This window comes from Streptomyces sp. NPDC018019 (assembly GCF_044327805.1).
In the GTDB taxonomy this organism is placed as follows: domain Bacteria; phylum Actinomycetota; class Actinomycetes; order Streptomycetales; family Streptomycetaceae; genus Streptomyces.
The window spans coordinates 93,189-116,262 of sequence record NZ_JBIRGD010000030.1; the positions used below are offsets into that span (position 1 = coordinate 93,189).

Consider the following 23,074-nt stretch of genomic DNA (forward strand, 5'->3'; position numbering starts at 1 on the left):
CGGGCCTCGGTCGTTCGGTGCCGGGCGGGTCAGGAGTTCCAGGGGGTGAGGTTGAAGATGTCGCCGCTCTCGGCGTTGGCGATGCACTGGTTCGGATAGGTCTTCTTGTAGAAGGTCGTCTTGCCGCGCCATGTGCCGTGGGCCACGACCGTGACCGGCTGGTAGATCTTCGGGCAGGCGCGGGGCTCCCGCGCGACGCGGGCGTAGTCGCCGTCGGCGATGGCCAGCTTGAGACAGGCCCCGGCCGGGTCCGGGTGGCTGCCGCCGACCGGGAAGCACCGCAGGTAGGCGGCGGCGAGGACGGGTCCGGAGGGGTCGGTGCCCTCGTGGATGGCGATGTGCTGGCGGCCGCCGGTCTCCGGCTGGGCGTCGTGCGCGGCGGCCGGGGCGGCCGCGAGGGGCAGCAGCCCCAGGGCGGCGACGGCCAGCAGGGCGGTGCGTACGGGTCGAGCGCGCATGTATTCGGTCGGTCCTTTGCGTGTCGTGCGGCTGGGGCTGCTGCCAGCGGCTGCTGCCGGGGACCGGGCTCTCGCGGGGCGTCCGGTGCTGCTTCTGGTAGCAGAGGAGGGACATCTGATTCATAGATAGACGTACTGGGACGAATTGCTGGCGATTGTGGGCCAGTGGTGGCGTGTCGCCCGTTCCGCTGCCTGATCGGCTCTTGTGGGGGAGCGTCGGCGCGCTTAGCCTCCTGAGGATTGTGCATGGCGAAACGCCCGTTGCGCATGCTGCAACGTTCCTTTCAGGGGGTCCCCAATGCAGCTCTCCGCCCGAACAGCCGCCCGCACGGCGGCACTTGTCCTGGCCGTCGTCACCGCCGCCGGCTGCGCCCCGTCCACCTCGGGCGGCGGCGCCAAGGAGGACGCCAAGACCGGCACCCTGCGGGTCTGGCTCTTCCAGGAGGTCAACAACAAGCCGAAGGAAGCGGTCGTCCGCAAGGCGGTGGCCGACTTCAAGGCCGCACACCAGGGCACCGACGTCCAGGTCGACTACATCCCGGTCGATACCCGGGCCCAGCGCATCAAGGCCGCCTTCAACGACCCCAAGAGCGCCCCCGACGTGATCGAGTACGGCAACACCGACACCGCCGGATACGTCGAGGACGGCGGACTGGCCGATGTCAGCCGCGAGTTCGGTGCCTGGAAGGACGCCAAGGACACCGACCCGACGGCCAAGGAGTCGGTGACCGTGGACGGCAAGGTCTACGGCGCGCCGCTGTTCGTCGGCGTACGGGCGCTGTACTACCGCACCGACGTCTTCAAGGACCTGGGCATCGCCGTCCCCGCCACCCAGGACGAGGTGGCCGCCGCCGCCCGCACGATCCGCAAGGAGCGGCCCGAGCTGTACGGCATCGCCGTCGGCGGCGCGTACACCTACGGCGCGCTGCCCTTCCTCTGGGCGCACGGCGGCGAGCTGGCCACCGGCAAGGGCGACGCGTACACCGCCGCGGTGGACAGCCCGAAGGCGCAGGCCGGCATCAAGGCGTACGCGGACCTCTTCGGCGACGCCAACTGCCCGGCCGCCAAGTGCGCGGAGATGGGCGGCAACGACACCGTCGCGGCCTTCGCCGCGGGCAAGGCGGGCATGGCGATCGGCGGCGACTTCAGCCACCAGGCCATGGAGGACGGCAAGGTCAAGGGCAAGTACGCGGTCGTACCGCTGCCCGGCACCGCCAAGGGGACGATCGCACCGGCCTTCGCGGGCGGCAACAACGTCGGTGTCCTCAAGAGCAGTTCGCACCGGACGCTGGCCGTGGACCTGATGAAGCAGCTGGCCGGCAAGGACACCCAGCGGCGGCTGTTCGACGCGATGGGCTTCCTGCCGACGTACACCGACGTACGGGCCGAGGCGGCGAAGAAGCAGCCGTTCGTCCGGCCCTTCGTGCAGACGCTGGACGCGGGCGCCAAGTTCGTGCCGGTCTCCCCGGCCTGGGCCACCATCGACTCCTCGCTCGTGCTGCCGACGATGTACCAGGAGATCGTCAGCGGCCGGAAGGACGTCGCCGCGGCGTCCGCCGACGCGGCCGAGAAGATGGACGAGGCGTTCAAGAAGTGACGCTCACGGTCAAGGACACACGCGCCGGGGGCGGCCGTACGCCGCTCACCGGCGCCCGCCGCGTACGGCCGCCGTCCCGCCGCGGGAGCCGCTGGACGCCCTGGCTCTACCTCGCCCCCGCGCTGGCCGTCCTGGGCGGGCTGCTCGTCTACCCGATCTACCAGCTCGGCCTGATCTCGTTCCTCGAATACACCCAGGCCCAGGTCAGCGGCGGCGAACCGACCAGCTTCCGGGGGCTGGCCAACTACGCCGAACTGTTCGGGGACGGCCGGTTCTGGCAGGTACTGCTGGCCACGGTGGTGTTCGCCGCGGCCTGCGTGCTGTGCACCCTGGCGGTCGGCTGCTCGTGCGCCGTCCTGCTCACCCGGATCCGGGCGGTGCCGCGCCTGGCCCTGATGCTGGCCGCGCTCGGCGCCTGGGCCACCCCCGCCATCACCGGCTCCACCGTCTGGGTCTTCCTCTTCGACCCGGACTTCGGGCCGGTCAACCGGGTGCTGGGGCTCGGCGACTTCTCCTGGACCTACGGGCGCTACAGCGCCTTCGCACTGGTCCTGCTGGAGGTCGTGTGGTGCTCGTTCCCGTTCGTGATGGTCACCGTCTACGCGGGCATCCGGGCCATCCCGGCCGAGGTGCTGGAGGCCGCGGCCCTGGACGGCGCGTCCCAGTGGCGGACCTGGCGCTCGGTCACTGCGCCGATGCTCCGGCCGATCCTCGTCGTCGTCACCATCCAGTCGGTCATCTGGGATTTCAAGGTCTTCACCCAGATCTACGTGATGACCAACGGCGGCGGCATCGCCGGGCAGAACCTCGTGCTGAACGTGTACGCCTACCAGAAGGCGTTCGCCTCGTCCCAGTACAGCCTGGGCTCGGCCATCGGCATCGTGATGCTGCTGATCCTGCTCGGCGTCACGCTCGTCTACCTGCGCCTGCTGCGCCGACAGGGGGAGGAACTGTGAGTACGGTCCGTACGCCGAGCCGTACACCGAGCCGTGCGCGGCTGATCCGGCGGCCCGGACGGTCGGCCGCCGAGGCGGGCGCGCTGCTGCTCGCCGCGGCCGTGGCCTTCCCCCTCTACTGGATGGTGCTGTCCGCCTTCAAACCGGCGGGCGAGGTGCAGTCCACCGAGCCGCTGCCCTGGACCCTGCACCCCTCGCTCGACGCCTTCCGGCGGGTCTTCCAGCAGCAGGACTTCGGGCGCTACTTCCTCAACAGCCTGTTCGTGGCGGGCGTCGTCGTCATCGCCTCCGCGCTGATCGCCTTCCTGGCGGCCACGGCCGTCACCCGCTTCCGCTTCCGGTTCCGCACGACGCTGCTGATCATGTTCCTGGTCGCGCAGATGGTCCCGGTCGAGGCGCTGACCATCCCGCTCTTCTTCCTGATGCGGGACGTCGGCGACGCCGTGCCCGGCATCGGCCTGAACACCCTCGGCTCACTGATCCTGCCGCACCTCGCCTTCTCCCTGCCCTTCGCGATCTGGATGCTGCGCGGCTTCGTCAAGGCCGTACCCGAGGCGCTGGAGGAGGCCGCCTGCCTGGACGGCGCGTCGCGCGGCCGCTTCCTGTGGCAGATCCTCTTCCCGCTGGTCTTCCCCGGGCTCGTCGCCACCAGCGTCTTCTCCTTCATCAGCACCTGGAACGACTTCCTCTTCGCCAAGTCCTTCATCATCAGCGCGACGGAGAACTCCACGCTCCCGATGGCCCTGCTGGTCTTCTTCAAGCCGGACGAGAACGACTGGGGCGGCATCATGGCGGCGTCGACCGTGATGACCGTGCCCGTGCTGGTGTTCTTCGTGCTCGTGCAGCGCAGGCTGGTGTCGGGCCTCGGCGGCGCGGTGAAGGACTGACGGGCCCCGGCACCACTTCCCCCCTGCTCACCACCCACCACCTCTCCTGGAACGGAAGGGTCATGACATGGACGACGCAGTTACGCCGGACGGCGCCCGGACGGAGACCGGCCTGATACCGCTGCCCCGCGACACCCGGCCGGCGGACGGCGCGTTCCGCCCCGGCCCGGGCACCGTGCTGGACGCGGGCCCCGGCACGGAGACCACCGCCGCCTGGCTGCGCGCCACCGTCGGCGCCGCGACCGGCTGGCCGCTGCCGCCCGGCACCGCCGGAGACGGACGGGACGGCGGCGTCATCCGCCTGCGCGTCGACGCGGACACCGCCGACGCGCTCGGCCCCGAGGGCTACCGCCTGACCGTCGGCCGCACCGGCGTCACCCTCCTCGGCGGCGGCGCCGCGGGCACGTTCTGGGGCGCCCAGACACTGCGGCAGCTGCTCGGCCCCGACGCCCACCGCCGCGCGCCCCTGCGCCCCGGCGACGACTGGTCCGTACCGGCCGTACGCATCGAGGACGCGCCCCGCTTCGCCTGGCGCGGCATGATGCTCGACGTCGCCCGCCACTTCCTGCCCAAGGACGGCGTGCTGCGCTACCTCGACCTGCTCGCCGCACACAAGCTCAACGTGCTGCACCTCCACCTCACCGACGACCAGGGCTGGCGGATCGAGATCGAGCGCTACCCGCGGCTGACCGGGACCGGCGCCTGGCGGGAGCGCACCAAGCTCGGCCACCGGGCCTCACCCCTGTGGGATGAGCGCCCGCACGGCGGCTACTACACCCAGGACGACATCCGCGAGATCGTCGCCTACGCCGCCGCGCGGCATATCTCCGTCGTCCCGGAGATCGACATCCCGGGCCACTCGCAGGCCGCCATCGCGGCGTATCCGGAACTGGGCAACACCGACGTCATCGACACCAACTCCCTCAAGGTCTGGGACACGTGGGGCGTCAATCCGAATGTACTGGCCCCCACTGACAACGCCCTGCGTTTCTACGAAGGGGTCCTGGAGGAGGTGCTCGCCCTCTTCCCCTCCCGCTTCGTGCACATCGGCGGCGACGAGTGCCCCAAGGACCAGTGGCGCGCGTCGCCGTACGCCCAGGCCCGTATCAAGGAGCTCGGCGTGGGCGACGAGGACGGCCTGCAGAGCTGGTTCATCCGGCACTTCGACGGCTGGCTGGCCGACCGCGGCCGCCGGCTCATCGGCTGGGACGAGATCCTGGAGGGCGGCCTGGCGCCGGGCGCCGCGGTGTCCTCCTGGCGCGGCTACGCGGGCGGCATCGCCGCCGCGCAGGCGGGCCACGACGTCGTGATGTGCCCCGAACAGCAGGTCTACCTGGACCACCGGCAGCACGCCGACCCCGACGAGCCGGTACCGATCGGCTACGTACGGACCCTGGAGGACGTCTACCGCTTCGAGCCGGTGCCGCCCAAGCTGACCCCGGAACAGGCCGCCCACGTGCTGGGCACCCAGGCCAACGTGTGGACCGAGGTCATGGAGACCCGGCAGCGCCTCGACTACCAGGTCTTCCCGCGGCTGGCCGCCGTCGCCGAGGTCGCCTGGTCCGAACTGCCGCCGCCCGCGGACCGCGACCACGCCGGCTTCACCCGCCGGATGGCCGCCCACTACCCGCGCCTGGACGCCCTCGGCGTCGACTACCGGCCACCCGGCGGCCCCCTCCCGTGGCAGCGGCGCCCCGGGTTGCTCGGACGCCCGATCGAGGGGTCGCCCCCAAACGTGTGAGCCGGGGCGGATGCGGGCGGCCGGAGCGGCCGGTTGCTGGGACGGTGGTTGCCGCGCAACGCACGCAAGGCGGTCCAGGCGTTGGCGGTCCAGGCGATGGCAGTCAAGGTGATGTATGTCCGGTAAGTCGCACGAGGCGCCTCCGGGCGCGCCCGCCCGCGCGCCCCGCACCGCCCGGCCGCCGGTGCCCGGACGCGCGGCGGAGCCCCTCTCCGGTTCGCGCCCCGGACCTCCCGTACGTCCCGAACACCGGCCCTGTCCCGCCTTCGAGGCGCCCGCTGCCGCGCTGGTGCGCCTCGAAGACGGGCCCTAGCGCCGCGGGCCTGCAAAGATGTGCCAGAGTTGCCACGTCCGGACCGTGAGCACGTACCGTACGGCGGAGCGGAACAGCCGGGACACCGGGGAAGGGGCAGCTGGGTTGACCACGCACGCACCGCAGGCTTCGCATTCGGTGGCGTTGCCGGCCTCGCTCGACGAGGCCGTGGCGGCGCTCGCCACCATGCCCGCCGCCGTGCCCGTCGCGGGCGGTACGGACCTGATGGCCGCCGTCAACTCCGGGCTGCTGCGGCCCGCGGGCCTGGTGGGCCTCGGCCGGATCAGCGAGATCCGCGGCTGGCAGTACCAGGACGGCCACGCCCTGCTCGGCGCCGGCCTGACCCTCGCGCGGATGGGCCGCCCCGACTTCGCCGCGCTCATCCCGGGCCTGGCCGCCGCCGCCCGCGCCGCCGGCCCCCCGCAGGTCCGCAACGCGGGCACCCTCGGCGGCAACATCGTCACCTCCGCGCCCACCGGCGACACCCTGCCGGTGCTCGCCGCCCTCGAAGCCGACCTGGTCGTCGCCGGACCCGGCGGCGCCCGCCGCGAGATCCCGGTCAGCCACCTGCTGGCCGGCCGCGAGATGCTGCGCCCCGGCGAACTCGTCGGCTACGTACGGGTGCCGCTGCTGCACGCCCCGCAGACCTTCCTGAAGGCCACCGGCCGCACCGGCCCCGGGCGCGCGACCGCCTCGGTGGCCCTCGTCCTCGACCCCGCGCGGCGCGGCGTGCGCTGCGCGGTCGGCGCGGTGGCCGCCATGCCGCTGCGCCCCCTGGAGGCCGAGCAGTGGGTGGCCTCGATCATCGACTGGGACGGCGAACGGAAGCTGGTCCCCGAGGCGCTGGCCGCCTTCGGCGACTACGTGGCCGCCGCCTGCATCCCCGATCCGCCCCCGCCGCTGGACGGCACCGAGCCGCAGACCCTGCCGCCCGCCGCACTGCACCTGCGCCGTACGGTGGCGGCCCTGGCCCGCCGAGCACTTGGGAGGGCGCTCTCGTGAGCGACGCCGACCGCCCCGACCGCCCCGAGGGGCGCAACAGCCCCGAGGACACCCAGCCGCTGCGCGTGGTGCGGCCGCAGGACCGGCAACGCTGGGAGCCGCTGCCCCAGGGCAACGAGTACGAGCAGGAGGCCACCGCCTTCGTCCAGCTCCCGGACGGCTTCACCAGCGGCCCGTACCCGGGCGGTTACGGCTACCCCGCCTACCCGGACGCCCACCAGGACCCCGGCGCGCCGGAGCACGGCGGCGCGCCCGGCCACGGCGACCACGGCGGGTACGGCGCCGACCCGCTCGCCGCGCCCGGCCACGGCTACACCCCGCCGTCCTCCTTCGCGCCGCCGCCGACCCCGGGCCCGGCGACCGACCCGGCGGCCACCGGCCAGTGGACGATGCCGTTCGCGGACGCCCCGGCCACCGGGCTGCCCGTGCACGGGATGCCTGACCCCGGCCCGCACGGCCACTACGCCGACGGCGGCCAGGACGCCGCGCCGCACGGGGTCTGGCCGGTCGCGGGCGCGGACGGCGGCAGCGGCACCACCGGCCAGTGGGCCATCCCCACCGCCCCGGACGAGATGCTGGAGGAGTCCGGCGAGTACCTGCTCGGCGACGACCGCAACCCGGCCTCCGGGTACGGCGGTGCGTACGGGCACGTCGAGCACGGGCACGGGCCCGCCGACCCGGCCGCGACCGGGCAGTGGCACTTCACCACGGACCAGCACCCGGGCACCGGGCACCTGCCGTACGACCGGCCCGCACACCAGCCGCACCGGCCCGCGGACCAGGTGACGCCCGGCTACGACCCCGTCCACGGCGTGCCCGTGGCCGGTGAAGGGCCCGGCGACGGCGGCACGTTGGGCGGCGCGGGCAACTGGTCGCTGCCCGCCGACGCGCTGGCGCAGTGGCCCCCGCGCCCGACGCCGCACGAGGCACCGCAACCGCGGCACGCGGAGCCGGCGGCGCCTGCCGAGGCGTCTGTCGAGGCGTCTGCCGAGACGCCTGCCGATGTGCACGTGGCTGCCGGTGCAGGCGAGATCCGTACGGAAGAGGCCCGTACGGAAGAGGCCCGTACGGAAGAGGCCCGTACGGACACGAGCGCCGACGCCGCTCCGGCGCCGCGGCCGGACGAGGCGGCCGAGCCTGCTGTGACGGCAGAGGCCGCCGTGCCGGTCGAATCCGCTGCGGCGGCAGAGGCCGCAGTGCCGGTCGAGACCACTGCAGCGGCCGAGTCCACCGTGGCCACAGAGGCCGGTGAGCCCGCAGGGCCTGGCGAGCCCGCGGAGTCCGGCGATCTCGCAGAGTCCGGCGAGCCCGCTGCGCCCGCCGAATCCCCCGCCCCCGACGCCGCGTCCGGACCGGCCGAGGACGGCACCGAGACGGCCGCCGAGGCCCCCGCGGCAGCCTCTGACGCCCCGGCGGCCCCGGAACCCGCCGCGGCCCCGGACGCACCCGCCGACGCGGCCGTGACGGCCGGTGAGCCCGCCCCCGGACCCGCCGCGCCCGAAGCGGAGGCGCCTGCCGACGCGGAAGCACGTCCCGAAGTCGACGCACCCGCAGAGGCGGAAGCACCCGCCGACCCGGCCGAACCCACGGACCGGCCGGCCCCCGCCGCCCACCCCGCCCCCGCGGCGGCCGATACACCCGGACCGGCCGATACACCCGGACCGGCCGATACACCCGGACCGGCCACGGACCCGGCCGCTCCGGACCCGGCCGCCCAGGACCCCGAGCCCGCCCCCCTGCACCCCGACCCCCCTTACGACGAACACCCGCACACCTCCTACGTGCTGACCGTCAACGGCACCGACCGCCCGGTCACCGACGCCTGGATCGGCGAGTCGCTGCTGTACGTGCTGCGCGAGCGCCTCGGCCTCGCCGGGGCCAAGGACGGCTGCTCGCAGGGCGAGTGCGGGGCCTGTTCCGTACAGGTCGACGGGCGGCTGGTGGCGTCCTGCCTGGTGCCCGCCGCGACCACGGCGGGCAGCGAGATCCGTACGGTCGAGGGCCTGGCGCAGCACGGCACGCCCTCCGACGTGCAGTGCGCCCTGGCCGAGTCCGGCGCCGTGCAGTGCGGCTTCTGCATCCCCGGCATGGCCATGACCGTCCATGACCTGCTGGAGGGCAACCACGCCCCCACCGAGCTGGAGACCCGGCAGGCGCTCTGCGGCAACCTCTGCCGCTGCTCGGGCTACCGGGGCGTGCTCGACGCGGTCAACGAGGTCGTCCGGAACCGGGCCGCGGCGGCGGCTGCCGCCGAGGAGGCCGCGGCCGCCGCTCCCGAGGAGCCCGGCACCCCCGGCACCCCCCGCATCCCCCACCAGGCCGGCCCCGCCGACCCGCAGGGCCCCGCTTCCCACGGCCACCACCCCCACGGGCCGCACCCCCACGGCCCGGGCGCAGATCCGCAGTCCGGAGGCTCCGCATGACCGGCACACCCGAGGGCGGCGCCGTCACCGCCACCCCCGCCGCGGGCGTTCCCCTCCCCGCCGAGCCGCCGCCGCACGGCCTCGGCGTCTCCCTGCCGTCCGCGGACGCGCCCGCCAAGACGGAGGGCGTCTTCCCGTACGCCTCCGACCTGTGGGCCGAGGGCCTGCTGTGGGCGGCGGTGCTGCGCTCCCCGCACGCGAGCGCCCGCATCCTGTCGCTGGACACCGGACCGGCCGCCGAGATGCCGGGCGTACGGGCCGTCGTCACGCACGCGGACGTACCGGGCGACGCCGGGCACGGCCGGGGCACGCCCGACCGCCCGGTCTTCGCCCACGACGTGGTCCGCCACCACGGCGAGCCGATCGCCGCGGTCGCCGCCGACCACCCCGACACGGCGCGGCTGGCCGCGGCGGCCATCGCCGTCGAGTACGAGGTCCTGGAGCCGGTCACCGACCCGCAACTGGCCTTCGAGGCCGAGCCGCTGCACCCGGACGGCAACCTGATCCGGCACATCCCGCTGCACTTCGGCGACCCGGAGGTGGTGGGCGAGACCATCGTCGAGGGCCTGTACCGCATCGGCCGCCAGGACCCGGCGCCGATCGGCGCCGAGGCCGGGCTCGCGGTGCCGCGCCCGGACGGCGGCGTGGAGATCTACACCGCCTCCACCGACCCGCACGCCGACCGCGACCTGGCCGCCGCCTGCTTCGGGCTGGAACCGGAACGGGTGCGCGTGGTCGTCACCGGCGTCCCCGGGGCCACCGCGGACCGTGAGGACCCGGGCATGCAGCTCTCCCTCGGGCTGCTGGCGCTGCGCACCGGCTGCCCGGTCAAGCTGGCCGCCACCCGCGAGGAGTCCTTCCTCGGGCACGCCCACCGCCACCCCACCCTGCTGCGCTACCGCCACCACGCGGACGCCGAGGGCAAGCTGGTCAAGGTCGAGGCGCAGATCCTGATGGACGCGGGCGCGTACGCGGACACCTCCGCCGAGGCGCTCGCCGCCGCCGTCTCCTTCGCCTGCGGCCCGTACGTCGTCCCGCACGCCTTCATCGAGGGCTGGGCGGTCCGCACGAACAACCCGCCGTCCGGGCACCTGCGCGGCGAGGGCGCGATGCAGGTCTGCGCCGCGTACGAGGGCCAGATGGACAAGCTGGCCGCCAAGCTCGGCATGGACCCGGCCGAGCTGCGGCTGCGCAACGTGATGGCCACCGGCGACCTGCTGCCCACCGGCCAGACCGTCACCTGCCCGGCGCCGGTCGCCGAACTGCTGCGTGCCGTCAAGGACGAGCCGCTGCCCGAACTCCCCAAGGACACCCCGGAGGAGGACTGGCTGCTGCCCGGCGGCCTGGAGGGCGCGGGCGAGCCTTCGGCGGTGCGCCGCGGCGTCGGCTACGCGCTCGGCATGGTCCACATGCTCGGCGCGGAGGGCGCCGACGAGGTCTCCACCGCCACGGTCAAGGTCAGCGGCTCGGTCGCCACCGTGCTGTGCGCCGCCGTGGAGACCGGCTCCGGCTTCTCGACGCTGGCCCGGCAGATCGTCCAGGAGACGCTGGGCATCGACGAGGTGCACGTGGCCGGCGTCGACACCGACCAGCCGCCCGCCGGGCGGGCCTGCCACGGCCGCCACACCTGGGTCTCCGGCGGCGCCGTCGAACGCGCCGCCAAGATGGTGCGCACCCAGCTCCTCCAGCCGCTGGCCCACAAGTTCGGCATGTCCACCGAACTCCTCCAGATCACCGACGGCAAGATCACGTCGTACGACGGCGTCCTCAGCACCACCGTCGCCGAGGCCCTGGACGGCAAGGAACTGTGGGCCACCGCGCAGTGCCGCCCGCACCCGACCGAGCCCCTGGACGAGACCGGCCAAGGCGACGCCTTCGTGGGCCTGGCCTTCTGCGCGATCCGCTGCGTCGCGGACGTGGACATCGAACTCGGCACCATCCGCGTCGTGGAGATGACCGTCGCCCAGGACGTCGGCCGGGTCCTCAACCCGCGCCAGCTCCGCGCCCGTATCGAGGCCGGTGTCACCCAGGGCCTCGGCGCGGCCCTGATGGAGAACCTGCGCACCACCCGCGGCCGGATCCGCCACCCCGACCTCACCGGCTACTCGCTGCCCACCGCCCTCGACGCCCCCGACATCCGCATCGTCAAACTCGTCGAGGAACGCGACGTGGTGGCCCCCTTCGGCGCCAAACCGGCCAGCGCCGTCCCGGTCGTCACCTCCCCGGCCGCCGTGGCCTCCGCCGTCCGCGCCGCCACCGGCCGCCCCATAGGCCGCCTCCCGATCCGCCCCCAGGCGGCGGTGGCGCAGCACTAGCGCCCCATACGCGCGTGCAGGCGGCCCCGTACCGTACGGGGCCGCCTGCACGCGCGAGCGAGGCCGTGATCGGATTCGAACCGACGTAACCGGATTTGCAGTCCGGCCCCTCAACCACTCGGGCACACGGCCGGGATGAGGTGATGTCCTGAGACTAGGCCGGGGGGCCGAGGGAGGGGCAAGGGTTCCGGCGGGGGTGCCATGAGGTTGCAACGCGGCGTTCACGCGTGCGGTTCGGCGCCGCGTTCCGTCCTAGTCCCAGCGGCCGAGAAGATCCCCGCCTTGCGACAGGGGCGCACCGTGCCGACGCCTCTTACGCTGGCCGCATGACTGCCGTGGACCCGCGCGACGCCGCCGAAGTGCCCCACCCCGCAAGCCCGCTGACCGCGCCGCCCGCCGAAGGGGTGCTCGGGCGGACGTACCGTGCGCTGACGCTCGGGATCATCTCCGTCGTGTCGCTCATCGCCTTCGAGGCGAGTGCCGTGAACACCGCCATGCCCGCGGTCGGTCACGCGCTGGACGGCATCGAGCTGTACGCGTTCGCCTTCTCCGCGTACTTCACGGCCAGCCTGTTCGCGATGGCGCTGTCGGGGGAGTGGTGCGACCGGAGTGGTCCGCTCGCGCCGCTGTTCACCGGGATCGCCACCTTCGGCGCGGGCCTGGTGGTCGCGGGATCGGCGCAGGAGATGTGGCTGTTCGTGGTGGGGCGCGGGGTGCAGGGGACCGGGGGCGGGCTGGTCATCGTGGCGCTGTACGTGGTGGTGGGGCGCGCCTATCCGGAGGCGCTGCGGCCCGCCGTGCTGGCGGCCTTCTCGGCGGCCTGGGTGCTGCCGGTGATCGTCGGGCCGCTCGTCGCCGGGACGGTCACCGAGCACCTGGGGTGGCGCTGGGTCTTCCTGTCCATACCCGTCCTCGTCCTGCTGCCGCTGACGGTGATGCTGCCCGCACTGCGCAAGCTGCCGCCCCGGAAGGGGGACGAGCGGATGGACCGGCGCCGCATTCTGCTCGCCCTGGCGGTGGCCGCGGGTGCCGGGCTGCTCCAGTACGCGGCCCAGCGGCGCGACTGGGTCGCAGCGCTGCCCGCAGCCGTCGGGTTCGCGCTGCTGGCGCCGGCGGTCGTCCGGCTGCTGCCCAGGGGGACGTTCCGGGCCGCCCGCGGGCTGCCCTCCGTGGTGCTCATCCGGGGCCTGGCCGCGGGTTCGCTGCTCGCCGCCGAGAGCTTCATCCCGTTGATGCTCGTCACCGAGCGCGGTCTGTCCACCACGCTGGCCGGGCTCTCGCTGACCGGCGGCGGCCTCACCTGGGCCCTGGGCTCGTACACCCAGAGCCGGCCGCGCCTGGAGCCGTACCGGGAGCGGATCATGGGCATCGGACTGCTGCTGATGACGGCGGCGATCCTGGCCGTGCCGCTGGTGCTGATCGACGGCGTGCCCGTCTGGATCGTGGCGGTGGCGTGGGTGGTGGCCGGGTTCGGCATCGGGCTGAACATTTCGAGTGGGAGCGTGCTGCTGCTGAAGCTGTCCCGGCCGGAGGACGCGGGCAGCAATTCGGCCTCGCTCCAGGTGTCCGACGCCCTCGGGAACATCACCTTCGTCGGGCTGAGCGGCCTGCTGTTCAGCGCCTTCGGCGGCGGCTCGGTCGCCGGGCACGCCACGCCGGACGTGACCAACGCCGCATCCGGACAGCCCGCCGCCTTCACCGCGGTGTTCGTCACCATGGCGGCGGTGGCCCTCACCGGATCGTGGGTGGCCACACGCCTGCGGCCCGCCCGCGACGGGCTCGCGCCGGCCGTCGCGGGTGGCGGGAAGACGGCACCGGTGCCCGGCCCGCGCACGCCGGCCGCTCCCGCGGAGCGTTAGGCTGACGCGGTTGCCGATCGCCGAGCCAGCCCGACGGAGACCGTGACTACCACCACCAGCGCCACCAACAACCACCACCTGTCCCCGGCCTTCCCGGGCCGGGCGCCGTGGGGTACCGCGAACAAGCTGCGCGCCTGGCAGCAGGCCGCGATGGACAAGTACATCCAGACGCAGCCGCGCGACTTCCTCGCGGTCGCGACCCCCGGCGCGGGCAAGACCACCTTCGCGCTCACCCTCGCCTCCTGGCTGCTGCACCACCACGTGGTGCAGCAGGTGACCGTGGTCGCCCCCACCGAGCACCTGAAGAAGCAGTGGGCGGAGGCCGCCGCCCGGATAGGCATCAAGCTGGACCCGGAGTACAGCGCGGGTCCGCTCGGCAGGGAGTACCACGGCATCGCGATCACGTACGCGGGTGTCGGCGTACGCCCGATGCTGCACCGCAACCGCATCGAGCAGCGCAAGACGCTGGTCATCCTCGACGAGATCCACCACGCCGGCGACTCCAAGTCGTGGGGCGAGGCGTGCCTGGAGGCGTTCGAGCCCGCCACCCGGCGGCTCGCGCTGACCGGTACGCCGTTCCGCTCCGACACCAACCCGATCCCCTTCGTCACCTACGAGGAGGGCGACGACGGCATCCGGCGCAGCGCCGCCGACTACACGTACGGCTACGGCAACGCGCTCGGCGACGGCGTCGTGCGCCCGGTGATCTTCCTGTCGTACAGCGGCAGCATGCGCTGGCGCACCAAGGCCGGCGACGAGATCGCGGCCCGGCTCGGCGAGCCGATGACCAAGGACGCGGTGTCCCAGGCGTGGCGCACCGCGCTGGACCCGCGCGGCGACTGGATGCCGAAGGTCCTCAAGGCCGCCGACCAGCGGCTGACGGAGGTCCGCAAGGCCATACCGGACGCCGGAGCGCTGGTGATCGCCTCCGACCAGGAGCAGGCGCGCGCGTACGCCAAGCTGATCCGCGAGATAACGGGCGAGGGCGCCACCCTCGTGCTGTCCGACGACAGCGGCGCCTCGCAGCGCATCGACGACTTCTCGCACTCCGACGACCGGTGGATGGTCGCGGTCCGCATGGTGTCCGAGGGCGTGGACGTACCCCGGCTGGCGGTCGGCGTGTACGCGACGACCATCTCCACCCCGCTGTTCTTCGCCCAGGCGGTCGGCCGCTTCGTACGGTCCCGCAAGCGCGGCGAGACCGCCTCCGTCTTCCTGCCCACCGTGCCCTCGCTGCTGTCCTTCGCCAACGAGATGGAGGTCGAGCGCGACCACGTCCTGGACAAGCCGAAGAAGGACGGCGACGAGGACCCGTACGCCGAGTCCGAGAAGGAGATGGACGAGGCCAACAAGCAGCAGGACGAGGACACCGGCGAGCAGGAGCAGTTCTCCTTCGAGGCGCTGGAGTCCGAGGCGGTCTTCGACCGGGTGCTCTACGACGGCGCCGAGTTCGGCATGCAGGCGCACGCGGGCAGCGAGGAGGAGCAGGACTACCTCGGCATCCCCGGGCTGCTGGAGCCGGACCAGGTGCAGATGCTGCTCCAGAAGCGGCAGGCCCGGCAGATAGCGCACAGCAAGAAGAAGCCGGCCGAGGAGGCCGATCTGCTGGAGCTGCCCGCCGAGCGGCGCCCGGTGGTCACGCACAAGGAGCTGCTGGAGCTGCGCAAGCAGCTGAACACCCTGGTCGGCGCGTACGTCCACCAGAGCGGCAAGCCGCACGGCGTGATCCACACCGAGCTGCGCCGGGTGTGCGGCGGTCCGCCGAGCGCGGAGGCCACGGCCGGGCAGCTCAACGAGCGGATCAAGAAGGTACGGGAGTGGGCCACCCGCATGAAGTGAGGTGACGGGCCGGGCACCGCCCGGGCCGCCGCCGTCCGGCGGGGCAGCGCACGGTCGCCGTGTGCTCCCCCGCCGTCGTGTCCGGGGCCGGGTGCGCCGCGGCCGGGGGATGCCCTGTTGTGCCCCAGGCCGAAAGGCCGTGCGCCCGCGACACCCCGCCGCACGCGAAGGATCTTCAGGGACAAACCGGTCACCGGAGACCGGATTCTGGACGGACTCTTCCGCTCACCGGACCGGCTCGCTACTGTCCCGGTCACGCACACGCCCCGTGGCAGCGCCGCCGCGGAGCGCAGCCGGTGCCATGCGGCCGGCGGCCTCTTTGCGCGCGCTGCCCCGGGACCGGCAGCGCATAGCGCGCCATGAGCCGCCACTCACCCGAGGAGGGGGCGTCGTGACCGCGGAGACCTCCCAGACGCTCGACCGAGGACTGCGCGTCCTCAAATTGCTCGCCGACACCGACCACGGCCTGACCGTCACCGAGCTGTCCACCAAGCTGGGGGTCAACCGGACCGTGGTCTACCGCCTGCTCGCCACGCTGGAGCAGCACGCCCTGGTGCGCCGTGACATCGGCGGCCGGGCCCGGGTGGGCCTCGGCGTGCTGCGCCTGGGCCGCCAGGTGCACCCCCTGGTGCGCGAGGCGGCGCTGCCCGCGCTGCGCGCGCTGGCCGAGGACATCGGGGCCACCGCCCACCTCACGCTCGTGGACGGCACCGAGGCGCTGGCCGTGGCCGTCGTCGAGCCGTCCTGGACCGACTACCACGTGGCCTACCGCGCGGGCTTCCGCCACCCGCTGGACCGGGGCGCGGCCGGGCGGGCGATACTCAAGGCCCGGCAGGGCCGTACCGAGGACGCCGGACTGGCCCTGACCCACGGCGAGTTGGAGGCGGGTGCGAGCGGCGCGGCGGCCCCGCTGCTCGGGGTGAGCGGCATCGAGGGCAGCGTCGGCGTGGTGATGCTCGCCGACACGGTGCCGGAGCGGGTCGGGCCCCGGGTGGTCGAGGCGGCCCGCGAGGTGTCCGAAGCGCTGCGGTGAGCCGGGCCCGGCGGGCGTGGCGGGGAGCCGGCGGGGCGTGGCGCCGGCGGGCGCACCGGGCGCCGCCCCGTGGTGACCGGCCCGGGGCAGAGGTCATCTAGGGTGGCGGGGTGTCTTCTCGCACTCGCGCCCTCGGGATCTGCACCGCCCTCGTCCTCGCGCTCCTCGCCACCGCGGCCTTCGCGCCGCTGCCGTTCTCGGTCGCCTTCCCCGGCGACACGGCGGACGTGCTCGGCAAGCACAAGGGCAAACAGGTGATCACGATCAGCGGTGCGCCGACCCGCGAGACCAGTGGCCAGCTGCGGATGGTGGCGATCGTGGCGACCGGCCCGGACGCCCCGGTGCGGCTGCCGGACGTCGTCAAGGGCTGGTTCCGTACGGACCAGGCCGTGATGCCGGTCGACGCGGTCTACCCGGTCGGCGACACCGCCGAGCAGGCCGTGGAGCACAACCTGAAGGACATGCGGTCCTCCCAGGACGTCGCCACCCGGGCCGCCCTGAACTACCTGCACAAGAGCGACAAGGACGTGCGGGTCAAGCTGGACCTGGGCACGATCGGCGGGCCCAGTGCGGGCCTGCTGTTCTCGCTGGGCATCATCGACAAGCTGGCCGGGGACGGCCGGGGCGGCGACCTGACCGGCGGGCAGAAGATCGCGGGCACCGGCACCATCACCGCGGACGGCAAGGTCGGCGCGGTCGGCGGGGTGTCCCTGAAGACGCAGGCCGCGGGCCGGGACGGGGCCAAGGTCTTCCTCGTGCCGCAGGCGGAGTGCAAGGACGCGCAGGCCGAGCTGCCGGAGGGGATGCGGCTGATCCCCGTCAGCACGCTCTCCGGCACGGTGGACGCGCTCAAGGCGCTGAAGTCCGGCGGTACGGTCCCCAGCTGCTGAGCGACGGTACGCGGAAGCCGGCGCCTCAGCCGCCGTCCTTGATGAAGCCCTTCTCGGTCATCCAGTCCTTGGCGACCTCGTGCGGGTCCTGCCCCTCCACGTCCACCTTGGCGTTCAGGCTCTGTGCGACGGCGTTGTCCAGCGCGGCGGTGACCGGCGCGAGGAGGGCCGCGATCTGCGGGTACTTCTTCATCGTCGCCGCGTTCATCTCGGGTGCCGCGTTGTAGTTGGGGAAGAAGTGCTTGTCGTCCTTGAGGGTGCGCAGGCCCATCGCCTTGATCCGGCCGTCGGTCGTGTAGACCTCGCCGAAGGTGCAGGCCCGGCCCTCCGCCGCCTGCGTGTAGACGACGCCGCTGGTCATCTTCTTGATGTTGCCGGCCGGGATCTTCATGCCGTACGCCTTGGCCATGCCCGGCAGGCCGTCGTTGCGGGCGGAGAACTCGGCCTCCGCGCAGAGGGTGACCGCACTCGGGTTCTTCCGGGACAGCTCGGCGACGTCCGAGAGCGTCTCGACGCCCAGCCGCTTGTGCTGCTCGGCGTTGAGCGCCAGCGCGTAGGTGTTGTTCAGCTTCGACTGCGGCAGCCACTCCAGTCCGTTGGCCCGGTCGCCGTCGCGGACCGCCTCCCACTGCTTCCGCGGGTCGGCGATGGGCCGCTCGTGGCCGAGGTGGGTGATCCAGCCGGTGCCGGTGTACTCGTACATCCCGTCCGCCGTCCCGGACTTGACCGCCTCGCGGGCGCCGATCGTGCCCTGGATGTTGGTCTTGTCCACGACCGTGGCGCCGGCCGCCTTGAAGGCCAGGCCCATGATCTGGCCCAGGATGATGTTCTCGGTGAACTCCTTCGACGTCACGGTCAGCTCGGCGCCCTTGAGCGGCAGCCCCCGGCCGATCGTGCCGGGCCGCACGTCGTCGCTCATCGGACTGCCGCTGACCAGGCCGCAGCCGCTCAGCCCGGCCGCGGCCAGCAGCAGGCACCCGGCCGCGGCCGGTACCGTACGGCGCCATCGCCGCGCTCCGGTCATCCTTCCCCCACCTCCAGTCCGCGCGGACGCAGCAGCAGTTCCACCAGGGACGCCAGCCAGTCCACGAACAGCGCCAGCACCACCGTCAGGACGGAACCGAGCACCAGCACCGGCATGCGCTGGGTGATGATGCCCGCCGAGATCAGGTCGCCGAGCCCGCCGCCCCCGCCGAAGGTGGCCAGCGTCGCGGTGCCCACGTTCAGGACGAGCGCGTTGCGCACCCCCGCCAGGATCAGCGGTACGGCCAGTGGCAGCTCGACCTTCCCCAGCACGCCGGCCGCCGACATGCCGATGCCGCGGGCGGCCTCGGTCAGCGTCGGGTCGATGGCCCGCAGGCCCGCGATGGTGTTGGCCAGCACCGGCAGCACGGCGTACAGGACCATGCCGATGACGGCGGCCTCGGGGCCGATGCCGATCCAGATGACCAGCAGCACCAGCAGGCCCAGGGCGGGCACCGCCTGCCCGAGGTTGGCCACCGCCACCGCGACCGGCGCCGCCCGGCGCAGCCTGGCGCGGGTCAGCGCGATCCCCAGCGGCAGCGCGATGATCAATACGAAGAAGGTCGACACGGCGGTCAGCTGCACGTGCTCGCGCAGCGCCAGCCACACCTTGCCGCCGTCCACCGCCTGGTGCGCGATCGAGTCCAGCCGCGCGCCGCGGAACCACAGCCAGGTGGCGAGCAGCACCGCCGCCAGCACGGCGGGCAGCATGACCGTCTTCTTCCAGGTGATCCGGCGCGGCGGCCGGGCGGACGCCGCCGCGGGCCCCCGGTCCGGCCCCGGCCCGGCCACGGCCTCGGCCTCCGCCGGCAGGACCGGCCCGCGCCCCTCGTCCGCCGTCCCGTCGCGGAAGCGCACCCCGCGTACCTCGTGCTCGCCCGCCGGCCGCTCGTCCCGCGGCCGGTCCCCGTCCCGGCGGCTCACGCCTTGACCCCGTGCGCGCCGCCCGCCGGATCCACACCCTCCTGGGCCAGCCGCGTCTGCCGGGCGCGCTGCTCCTCCAGTGCGTGCCGGTGCTCGACGGCGTCCAGCCGGTCCGCCTCCAGCAGCTCGTGGACGTTGTTCATCAGCGTCTCCATGTCCACGACGCCGAGGTAGGCGCCGCGCCGCCCGGTCACCGCGACCCGGCCCGCGTTGTCGGTCAGCACCGCCTCCAGCGCGTCGCGCAGCGTCGCGTCACGGGTGACCGTGTCGTGCACGAGCGTGCCGACGCGGGCCAGCGAGCCCTTGGCGCGCATCAGATCGCCGCGGCGCAGCCACTTGTACGGGCGCCGGTGCCGGTCCAGCAGCAGGATCTCGTTGGTGGTGCCGGAACGCAGCAGGTCGAAGATCGACTGGAGCGGGTCCTCCACGGACGCGGTGGGGAAGTCGACCACGCCCACGTCCCGTACCCGGGTGAGGTTGAGGCGCTTGAGGGCCGCGCCCGCGCCCACGAAGCCGGAGACGAAGTCGTCGGCGGGGTTGGTGAGGATGGCCTCGGGGGTGTCGAACTGCGCGATGTGCGAGCGTTCGCGCAGCACCGCGATGCGGTCGCCCAGCTTGATGGCCTCGTCGAAGTCGTGGGTGACGAAGACGATCGTCTTGCGCAGTTCGTGCTGGAGCCGGATCAGCTCGTCCTGGAGGTGGTCGCGGGTGATCGGGTCCACCGCGCCGAACGGCTCGTCCATGAGCAGGACGGGCGGGTCGGCGGCCAGCGCCCGCGCCACGCCGACGCGCTGCTGCTGCCCGCCGGACAGCTGCCGCGGGTAGCGGCCGTGGAACTCGCGCGGGTCCAGGCCGACCAGGTCGAGCATCTCCTCGACCCGGCTGTTCACCCTGGCCTTCGGCCAGCCCACCATCTTGGGCACGAGCGCGATGTTCTGCGCCACGGTCATGTGCGGGAACAGGCCGGACGACTGGATCGCGTAGCCGACCTTGCGGCGCAGCCGGACCGGGTCGATGCCGGTCACGTCCTCGTCGCCGATCCGGATCCGTCCGGAGGTGGGCTCGATCAGCCGGTTGATCATCTTCAGGGTGGTGGACTTGCCGCACCCCGAGGGCCCGACGAGGATCACCGTCTCACCCGGCTTGATCTCCATGCTGACCTCGTCGACCGCGGGCGCGGGGCTGCCCGGATACCGCTTGGTCAGGTGCTCCAGCGCGATGCCGGCGCCGGATGCGGATGCGGTGGTCTCAGGCACGGATCCCCCTGGAGATGGTCAGGCGTCCGATCAGGATGTACGCGGCGTCGAAGAGCAGGGCCAGGACGACGATCCCGAGCGTCCCGGACAGCACCTGGTTGAGCGCGTTGGCGCTGCCCAGGGACGAGATGCCGCGGAAGATCTCGTTGCCCAGGCCGGGGCCGGAGGCGTAGGCGGCGATGGCCGCGATGCCCATCAGCATCTGGGTGGAGACCCGGATGCCGGTCAGGATCGGCGGCCAGGCCAGCGGCAGTTCGACCCGCAGCAGCCGGGCCGTACGGGACATCCCGATGCCCTTGGCGGCGTCGATCAGCGCGGGATCGACGCCGCGCAGGCCGACGACGGCGTTGCGGACCACCGGCAGCAGCCCGTACAGCGTCAGCGCGATGACGGTGGGGGCCACGCCGAGGCCGACGACCGGCACCAGCAGGCCGATCAGGGCCAGCGAGGGCACCGTCAGGATCGTCGCGGTGGTGGCGGTGGCCAGGTTCCCGGCCCATTCGCTGCGGTAGGTGGCGACGCCGAGCAGCACCCCGAGCACGGTGGCCAGCACCATGCACTGGAAGACGGCGCTGGCGTGCTGAAACGTATCCGTCAGCAGCTGGGCGTGCCGGTTGCCGACGTACTCCCAGAAGCTCACACGCGCTCTCCTCGGTCAGTCCCCCGCGGCTTGTTTGACCAGCGGGATGATGCGCAACGGAACCGGGTTCTCCATGACGATCGCGGTGGAAGCCCGCATGATGCCATCAAAACCCACAACACGGTCGATCACCCGTTGCAGATCGGCGTTGGACCGGGCAACGAGTCTGCACAGCATGTCCCCATGTCCCGTCGTTGTATGCAGCTCCAGCACTTCCGGTACGGACGCCAAGTGCGCCCGGACGTCCGCCCCTTGGCCTTGTTTGATCTCCAGCGTGGCGAACGCGGTCACCGGGTAGCCCAGCGCCGCGGGGTCCACGTCGGGCCCGAACCCCCGGATCACTCCGTTCGACTGAAGCCGGTCCAAACGCGCCTGCGCCGTCCCGCGCGCCACCCCGAGCCGGCGCGACGCCTCCAGCACGCCGATCCGCGGTTCCTCGGCGAGCAGCTCCAGCAGCTTGCCGTCCAAATGATCGATCGCCATGGCCGTTGCCTCCGAAATTGGTGGTCATCATGTACGAATCGTCCGGTGAATGCTGCGTCCCGCTGTGCATATTGCCCAATGAATGCGCAAACTATTGCGCATCTTGTGGCCCAGGGAGAGCCTGCCGCCATGACTCAGACCACGGACCACACCACCCCCACCAGTGCTCGGCAGGCCGATCCCTTCCCGGTCAAGGGGATGGACGCGGTCGTCTTCGCCGTCGGCAACGCCAAGCAGGCAGCGCACTACTACGCCACCGCCTTCGGCATGAAGCGCGTCGCCTACTCCGGACCGGAGAACGGCAGCCGCGAGACCGCCAGTTACGTGCTCGAATCCGGCAGCGCCCGCTTCGTCTTCACCTCCGTCATCAAGCCGACGACCGACTGGGGCCGCTTCCTGGCCGATCACGTCGCCGCGCACGGCGACGGCGTCATCGACCTCGCCATAGAGGTGCCGGACGCGCGCGCCGCCTACGCCTACGCCCTGGAGCACGGCGCCACCGGCATCGAGGAACCGTACGAGACCAAGGACGAGCACGGCATCGTCGTCCGCGCCGCCATCGCCACGTACGGCAAGACCCGGCACACCCTGGTCGAGCGCACCGATTACGAAGGCCCCTACCTGCCCGGCTACGTCGCCGCCGAGCCGATCGTGGAGCCCGGCCCGCGCCGTTTCCAGGCCATCGACCACTGCGTCGGCAACGTCGAACTCGGCAAGATGGACGAGTGGGTGGCCTTCTACAACAACGTCATGGGCTTCACGAACATGAAGGAGTTCGTCGGCTCGGACATCGCCACCGAATACAGCGCCCTGATGTCGAAGGTGGTCGCGGACGGCACCCGCAAGGTGAAGTTCCCGCTCAACGAGCCGGCCATCGCCAAGAAGAAGTCGCAGATCGACGAGTACCTGGAGTTCTACGGCGGACCCGGCTGCCAGCACATCGCCCTGGCCACCAACGACATCGTCGCCAGCGTCCGGGCCATGCGCGCGGCCGGGGTCGAGTTCCTGGACACCCCGGACTCCTACTACGACACCCTCGGCGAGTGGGCGGGCGAGACCCGCGTCCCGGTCGAGACGCTGCGCGAGCTGAAGATCCTGGTCGACCGGGACGAGGACGGCTACCTGCTGCAGATCTTCACCAAGCCGGTCCAGGACCGCCCGACCGTCTTCTTCGAACTGATCGAACGGCACGGCTCGATGGGCTTCGGCAAGGGCAACTTCAAGGCCCTCTTCGAGGCGATCGAGCGGGAGCAGGCCCGGCGCGGCAACCTCTGACCGCCGGCCCGCCCAGGGCCCCACGGACGCCACCCCCCACCCCGGGGGGCCCCCCGGCCCCCCCCCCCCGGGGCCCGGCCCCCCCCCCCGGGGGGGGGGCCCCCCCCCCCCCCGGCCCCCCCCCCCGGGGGGGGGGGGGGCGCCCCGGGGGGCGGCCCCC

18 protein-coding genes and 1 tRNA gene are annotated in these 23,074 nt (G+C 73.1%); 12 read left to right on the top strand and 7 right to left on the bottom strand.

The window, feature by feature from the left end; translation table 11 throughout:
- Positions 1 to 29 precede the first annotated feature (29 nt).
- On the bottom strand, positions 30 to 458 hold the full coding sequence (locus ACH4FX_RS35405; protein WP_398485561.1) for an SSI family serine proteinase inhibitor: 429 nt from the start codon (positions 456 to 458) through the stop codon (positions 30 to 32).
- A 298-nt stretch (positions 459 to 756) separates the two neighbouring features.
- Between ACH4FX_RS35405 and ACH4FX_RS35410 the strand changes: the two genes are divergently transcribed.
- The 7 genes from ACH4FX_RS35410 (at position 757) to ACH4FX_RS35440 (ending at position 11,692) form a co-directional block, all read left to right on the top strand.
- Positions 757 to 2,055 carry an extracellular solute-binding protein gene (locus tag ACH4FX_RS35410; RefSeq protein ID WP_398485562.1) on the top strand — a complete coding sequence of 433 codons (1,299 nt, stop codon included), beginning with the start codon at positions 757 to 759 and terminating at the stop codon, positions 2,053 to 2,055.
- A complete protein-coding gene (locus ACH4FX_RS35415) occupies positions 2,052 to 3,011 on the top strand; it encodes a carbohydrate ABC transporter permease (RefSeq protein WP_398485563.1) in 960 nt (319 codons plus the stop codon). Before ACH4FX_RS35410 ends, ACH4FX_RS35415 begins: the two co-directional genes overlap by 4 nt.
- Positions 3,008 to 3,898, top strand: coding sequence for a carbohydrate ABC transporter permease (locus tag ACH4FX_RS35420; RefSeq protein WP_398485564.1), 891 nt, complete (start codon positions 3,008 to 3,010; stop codon positions 3,896 to 3,898). The genes ACH4FX_RS35415 and ACH4FX_RS35420 overlap by 4 nt, the downstream gene beginning before the upstream one ends.
- Before the next feature lie 67 nt (positions 3,899 to 3,965).
- Positions 3,966 to 5,639: a beta-N-acetylhexosaminidase gene (locus tag ACH4FX_RS35425; protein ID WP_398485565.1), complete on the top strand. Its 1,674-nt coding sequence runs from the start codon at positions 3,966 to 3,968 to the stop codon at positions 5,637 to 5,639.
- Between the two features lie 418 nt (positions 5,640 to 6,057).
- Positions 6,058 to 6,954, top strand: coding sequence for an FAD binding domain-containing protein (locus ACH4FX_RS35430; RefSeq protein WP_398485566.1), 897 nt, complete (start codon positions 6,058 to 6,060; stop codon positions 6,952 to 6,954).
- Positions 6,951 to 9,377, top strand: coding sequence for a 2Fe-2S iron-sulfur cluster-binding protein (locus ACH4FX_RS35435; RefSeq protein WP_398485567.1), 2,427 nt, complete (start codon positions 6,951 to 6,953; stop codon positions 9,375 to 9,377). Before ACH4FX_RS35430 ends, ACH4FX_RS35435 begins: the two co-directional genes overlap by 4 nt.
- A complete protein-coding gene (locus tag ACH4FX_RS35440; RefSeq protein ID WP_398485568.1) occupies positions 9,374 to 11,692 on the top strand; it encodes a xanthine dehydrogenase family protein molybdopterin-binding subunit in 2,319 nt (772 codons plus the stop codon). Before ACH4FX_RS35435 ends, ACH4FX_RS35440 begins: the two co-directional genes overlap by 4 nt.
- A 60-nt stretch (positions 11,693 to 11,752) precedes the next feature.
- Here the strand turns inward: ACH4FX_RS35440 and ACH4FX_RS35445 are convergent.
- Positions 11,753 to 11,824: transfer RNA gene (locus ACH4FX_RS35445), tRNA-Cys, on the bottom strand.
- 194 nt (positions 11,825 to 12,018) lie between these two features.
- Between ACH4FX_RS35445 and ACH4FX_RS35450 the strand changes: the two genes are divergently transcribed.
- The 4 genes from ACH4FX_RS35450 to ACH4FX_RS35465 all read left to right on the top strand — a co-directional run bounded on the left by ACH4FX_RS35450 (position 12,019) and on the right by ACH4FX_RS35465 (position 17,313).
- Positions 12,019 to 13,551 (top strand): MFS transporter, encoded by a 1,533-nt coding sequence (locus ACH4FX_RS35450; RefSeq protein WP_398485569.1) that lies wholly within the window; start codon positions 12,019 to 12,021, stop codon positions 13,549 to 13,551.
- 42 nt (positions 13,552 to 13,593) lie between these two features.
- Positions 13,594 to 15,390: a DEAD/DEAH box helicase gene (locus ACH4FX_RS35455; protein ID WP_398485570.1), complete on the top strand. Its 1,797-nt coding sequence runs from the start codon at positions 13,594 to 13,596 to the stop codon at positions 15,388 to 15,390.
- A gap of 391 nt (positions 15,391 to 15,781) precedes the next feature.
- A complete protein-coding gene (locus tag ACH4FX_RS35460) occupies positions 15,782 to 16,423 on the top strand; it encodes an IclR family transcriptional regulator (protein WP_398485571.1) in 642 nt (213 codons plus the stop codon).
- Between the two features lie 110 nt (positions 16,424 to 16,533).
- Positions 16,534 to 17,313 carry a S16 family serine protease gene (locus tag ACH4FX_RS35465; RefSeq protein ID WP_398485572.1) on the top strand — a complete coding sequence of 260 codons (780 nt, stop codon included), beginning with the start codon at positions 16,534 to 16,536 and terminating at the stop codon, positions 17,311 to 17,313.
- A 25-nt stretch (positions 17,314 to 17,338) separates the two neighbouring features.
- On the opposite strand, the gene ACH4FX_RS35470 is transcribed toward ACH4FX_RS35465, so the two are convergent.
- From ACH4FX_RS35470 to ACH4FX_RS35490, 5 genes are read right to left on the bottom strand one after another with little or no spacing between them, the layout of a single operon-like run.
- Complete coding sequence (locus ACH4FX_RS35470; protein WP_398485573.1) at positions 17,339 to 18,337, bottom strand: glycine betaine ABC transporter substrate-binding protein; 999 nt, start codon at positions 18,335 to 18,337, stop codon at positions 17,339 to 17,341.
- On the bottom strand, positions 18,334 to 19,260 hold the full coding sequence (locus ACH4FX_RS35475) for an ABC transporter permease (protein WP_398485574.1): 927 nt from the start codon (positions 19,258 to 19,260) through the stop codon (positions 18,334 to 18,336). The genes ACH4FX_RS35470 and ACH4FX_RS35475 overlap by 4 nt, the downstream gene beginning before the upstream one ends.
- On the bottom strand, positions 19,257 to 20,516 hold the full coding sequence (locus ACH4FX_RS35480) for an ABC transporter ATP-binding protein (RefSeq protein WP_398485575.1): 1,260 nt from the start codon (positions 20,514 to 20,516) through the stop codon (positions 19,257 to 19,259). The genes ACH4FX_RS35475 and ACH4FX_RS35480 overlap by 4 nt, the downstream gene beginning before the upstream one ends.
- Positions 20,509 to 21,156 carry an ABC transporter permease gene (locus ACH4FX_RS35485; protein ID WP_398485576.1) on the bottom strand — a complete coding sequence of 216 codons (648 nt, stop codon included), beginning with the start codon at positions 21,154 to 21,156 and terminating at the stop codon, positions 20,509 to 20,511. The genes ACH4FX_RS35480 and ACH4FX_RS35485 overlap by 8 nt, the downstream gene beginning before the upstream one ends.
- Positions 21,157 to 21,171: 15 nt before the next feature.
- Complete coding sequence (locus ACH4FX_RS35490; RefSeq protein WP_398485577.1) at positions 21,172 to 21,639, bottom strand: Lrp/AsnC family transcriptional regulator; 468 nt, start codon at positions 21,637 to 21,639, stop codon at positions 21,172 to 21,174.
- 129 nt (positions 21,640 to 21,768) lie between these two features.
- On the opposite strand from ACH4FX_RS35490, the gene hppD reads away from it, so the two are divergent.
- The gene (gene hppD / locus ACH4FX_RS35495; protein WP_398485578.1) at positions 21,769 to 22,914 is read left to right on the top strand and encodes a 4-hydroxyphenylpyruvate dioxygenase; all 1,146 of its coding nucleotides are present in this window, start codon (positions 21,769 to 21,771) and stop codon (positions 22,912 to 22,914) included.
- Positions 22,915 to 23,074 lie beyond the last annotated feature (160 nt).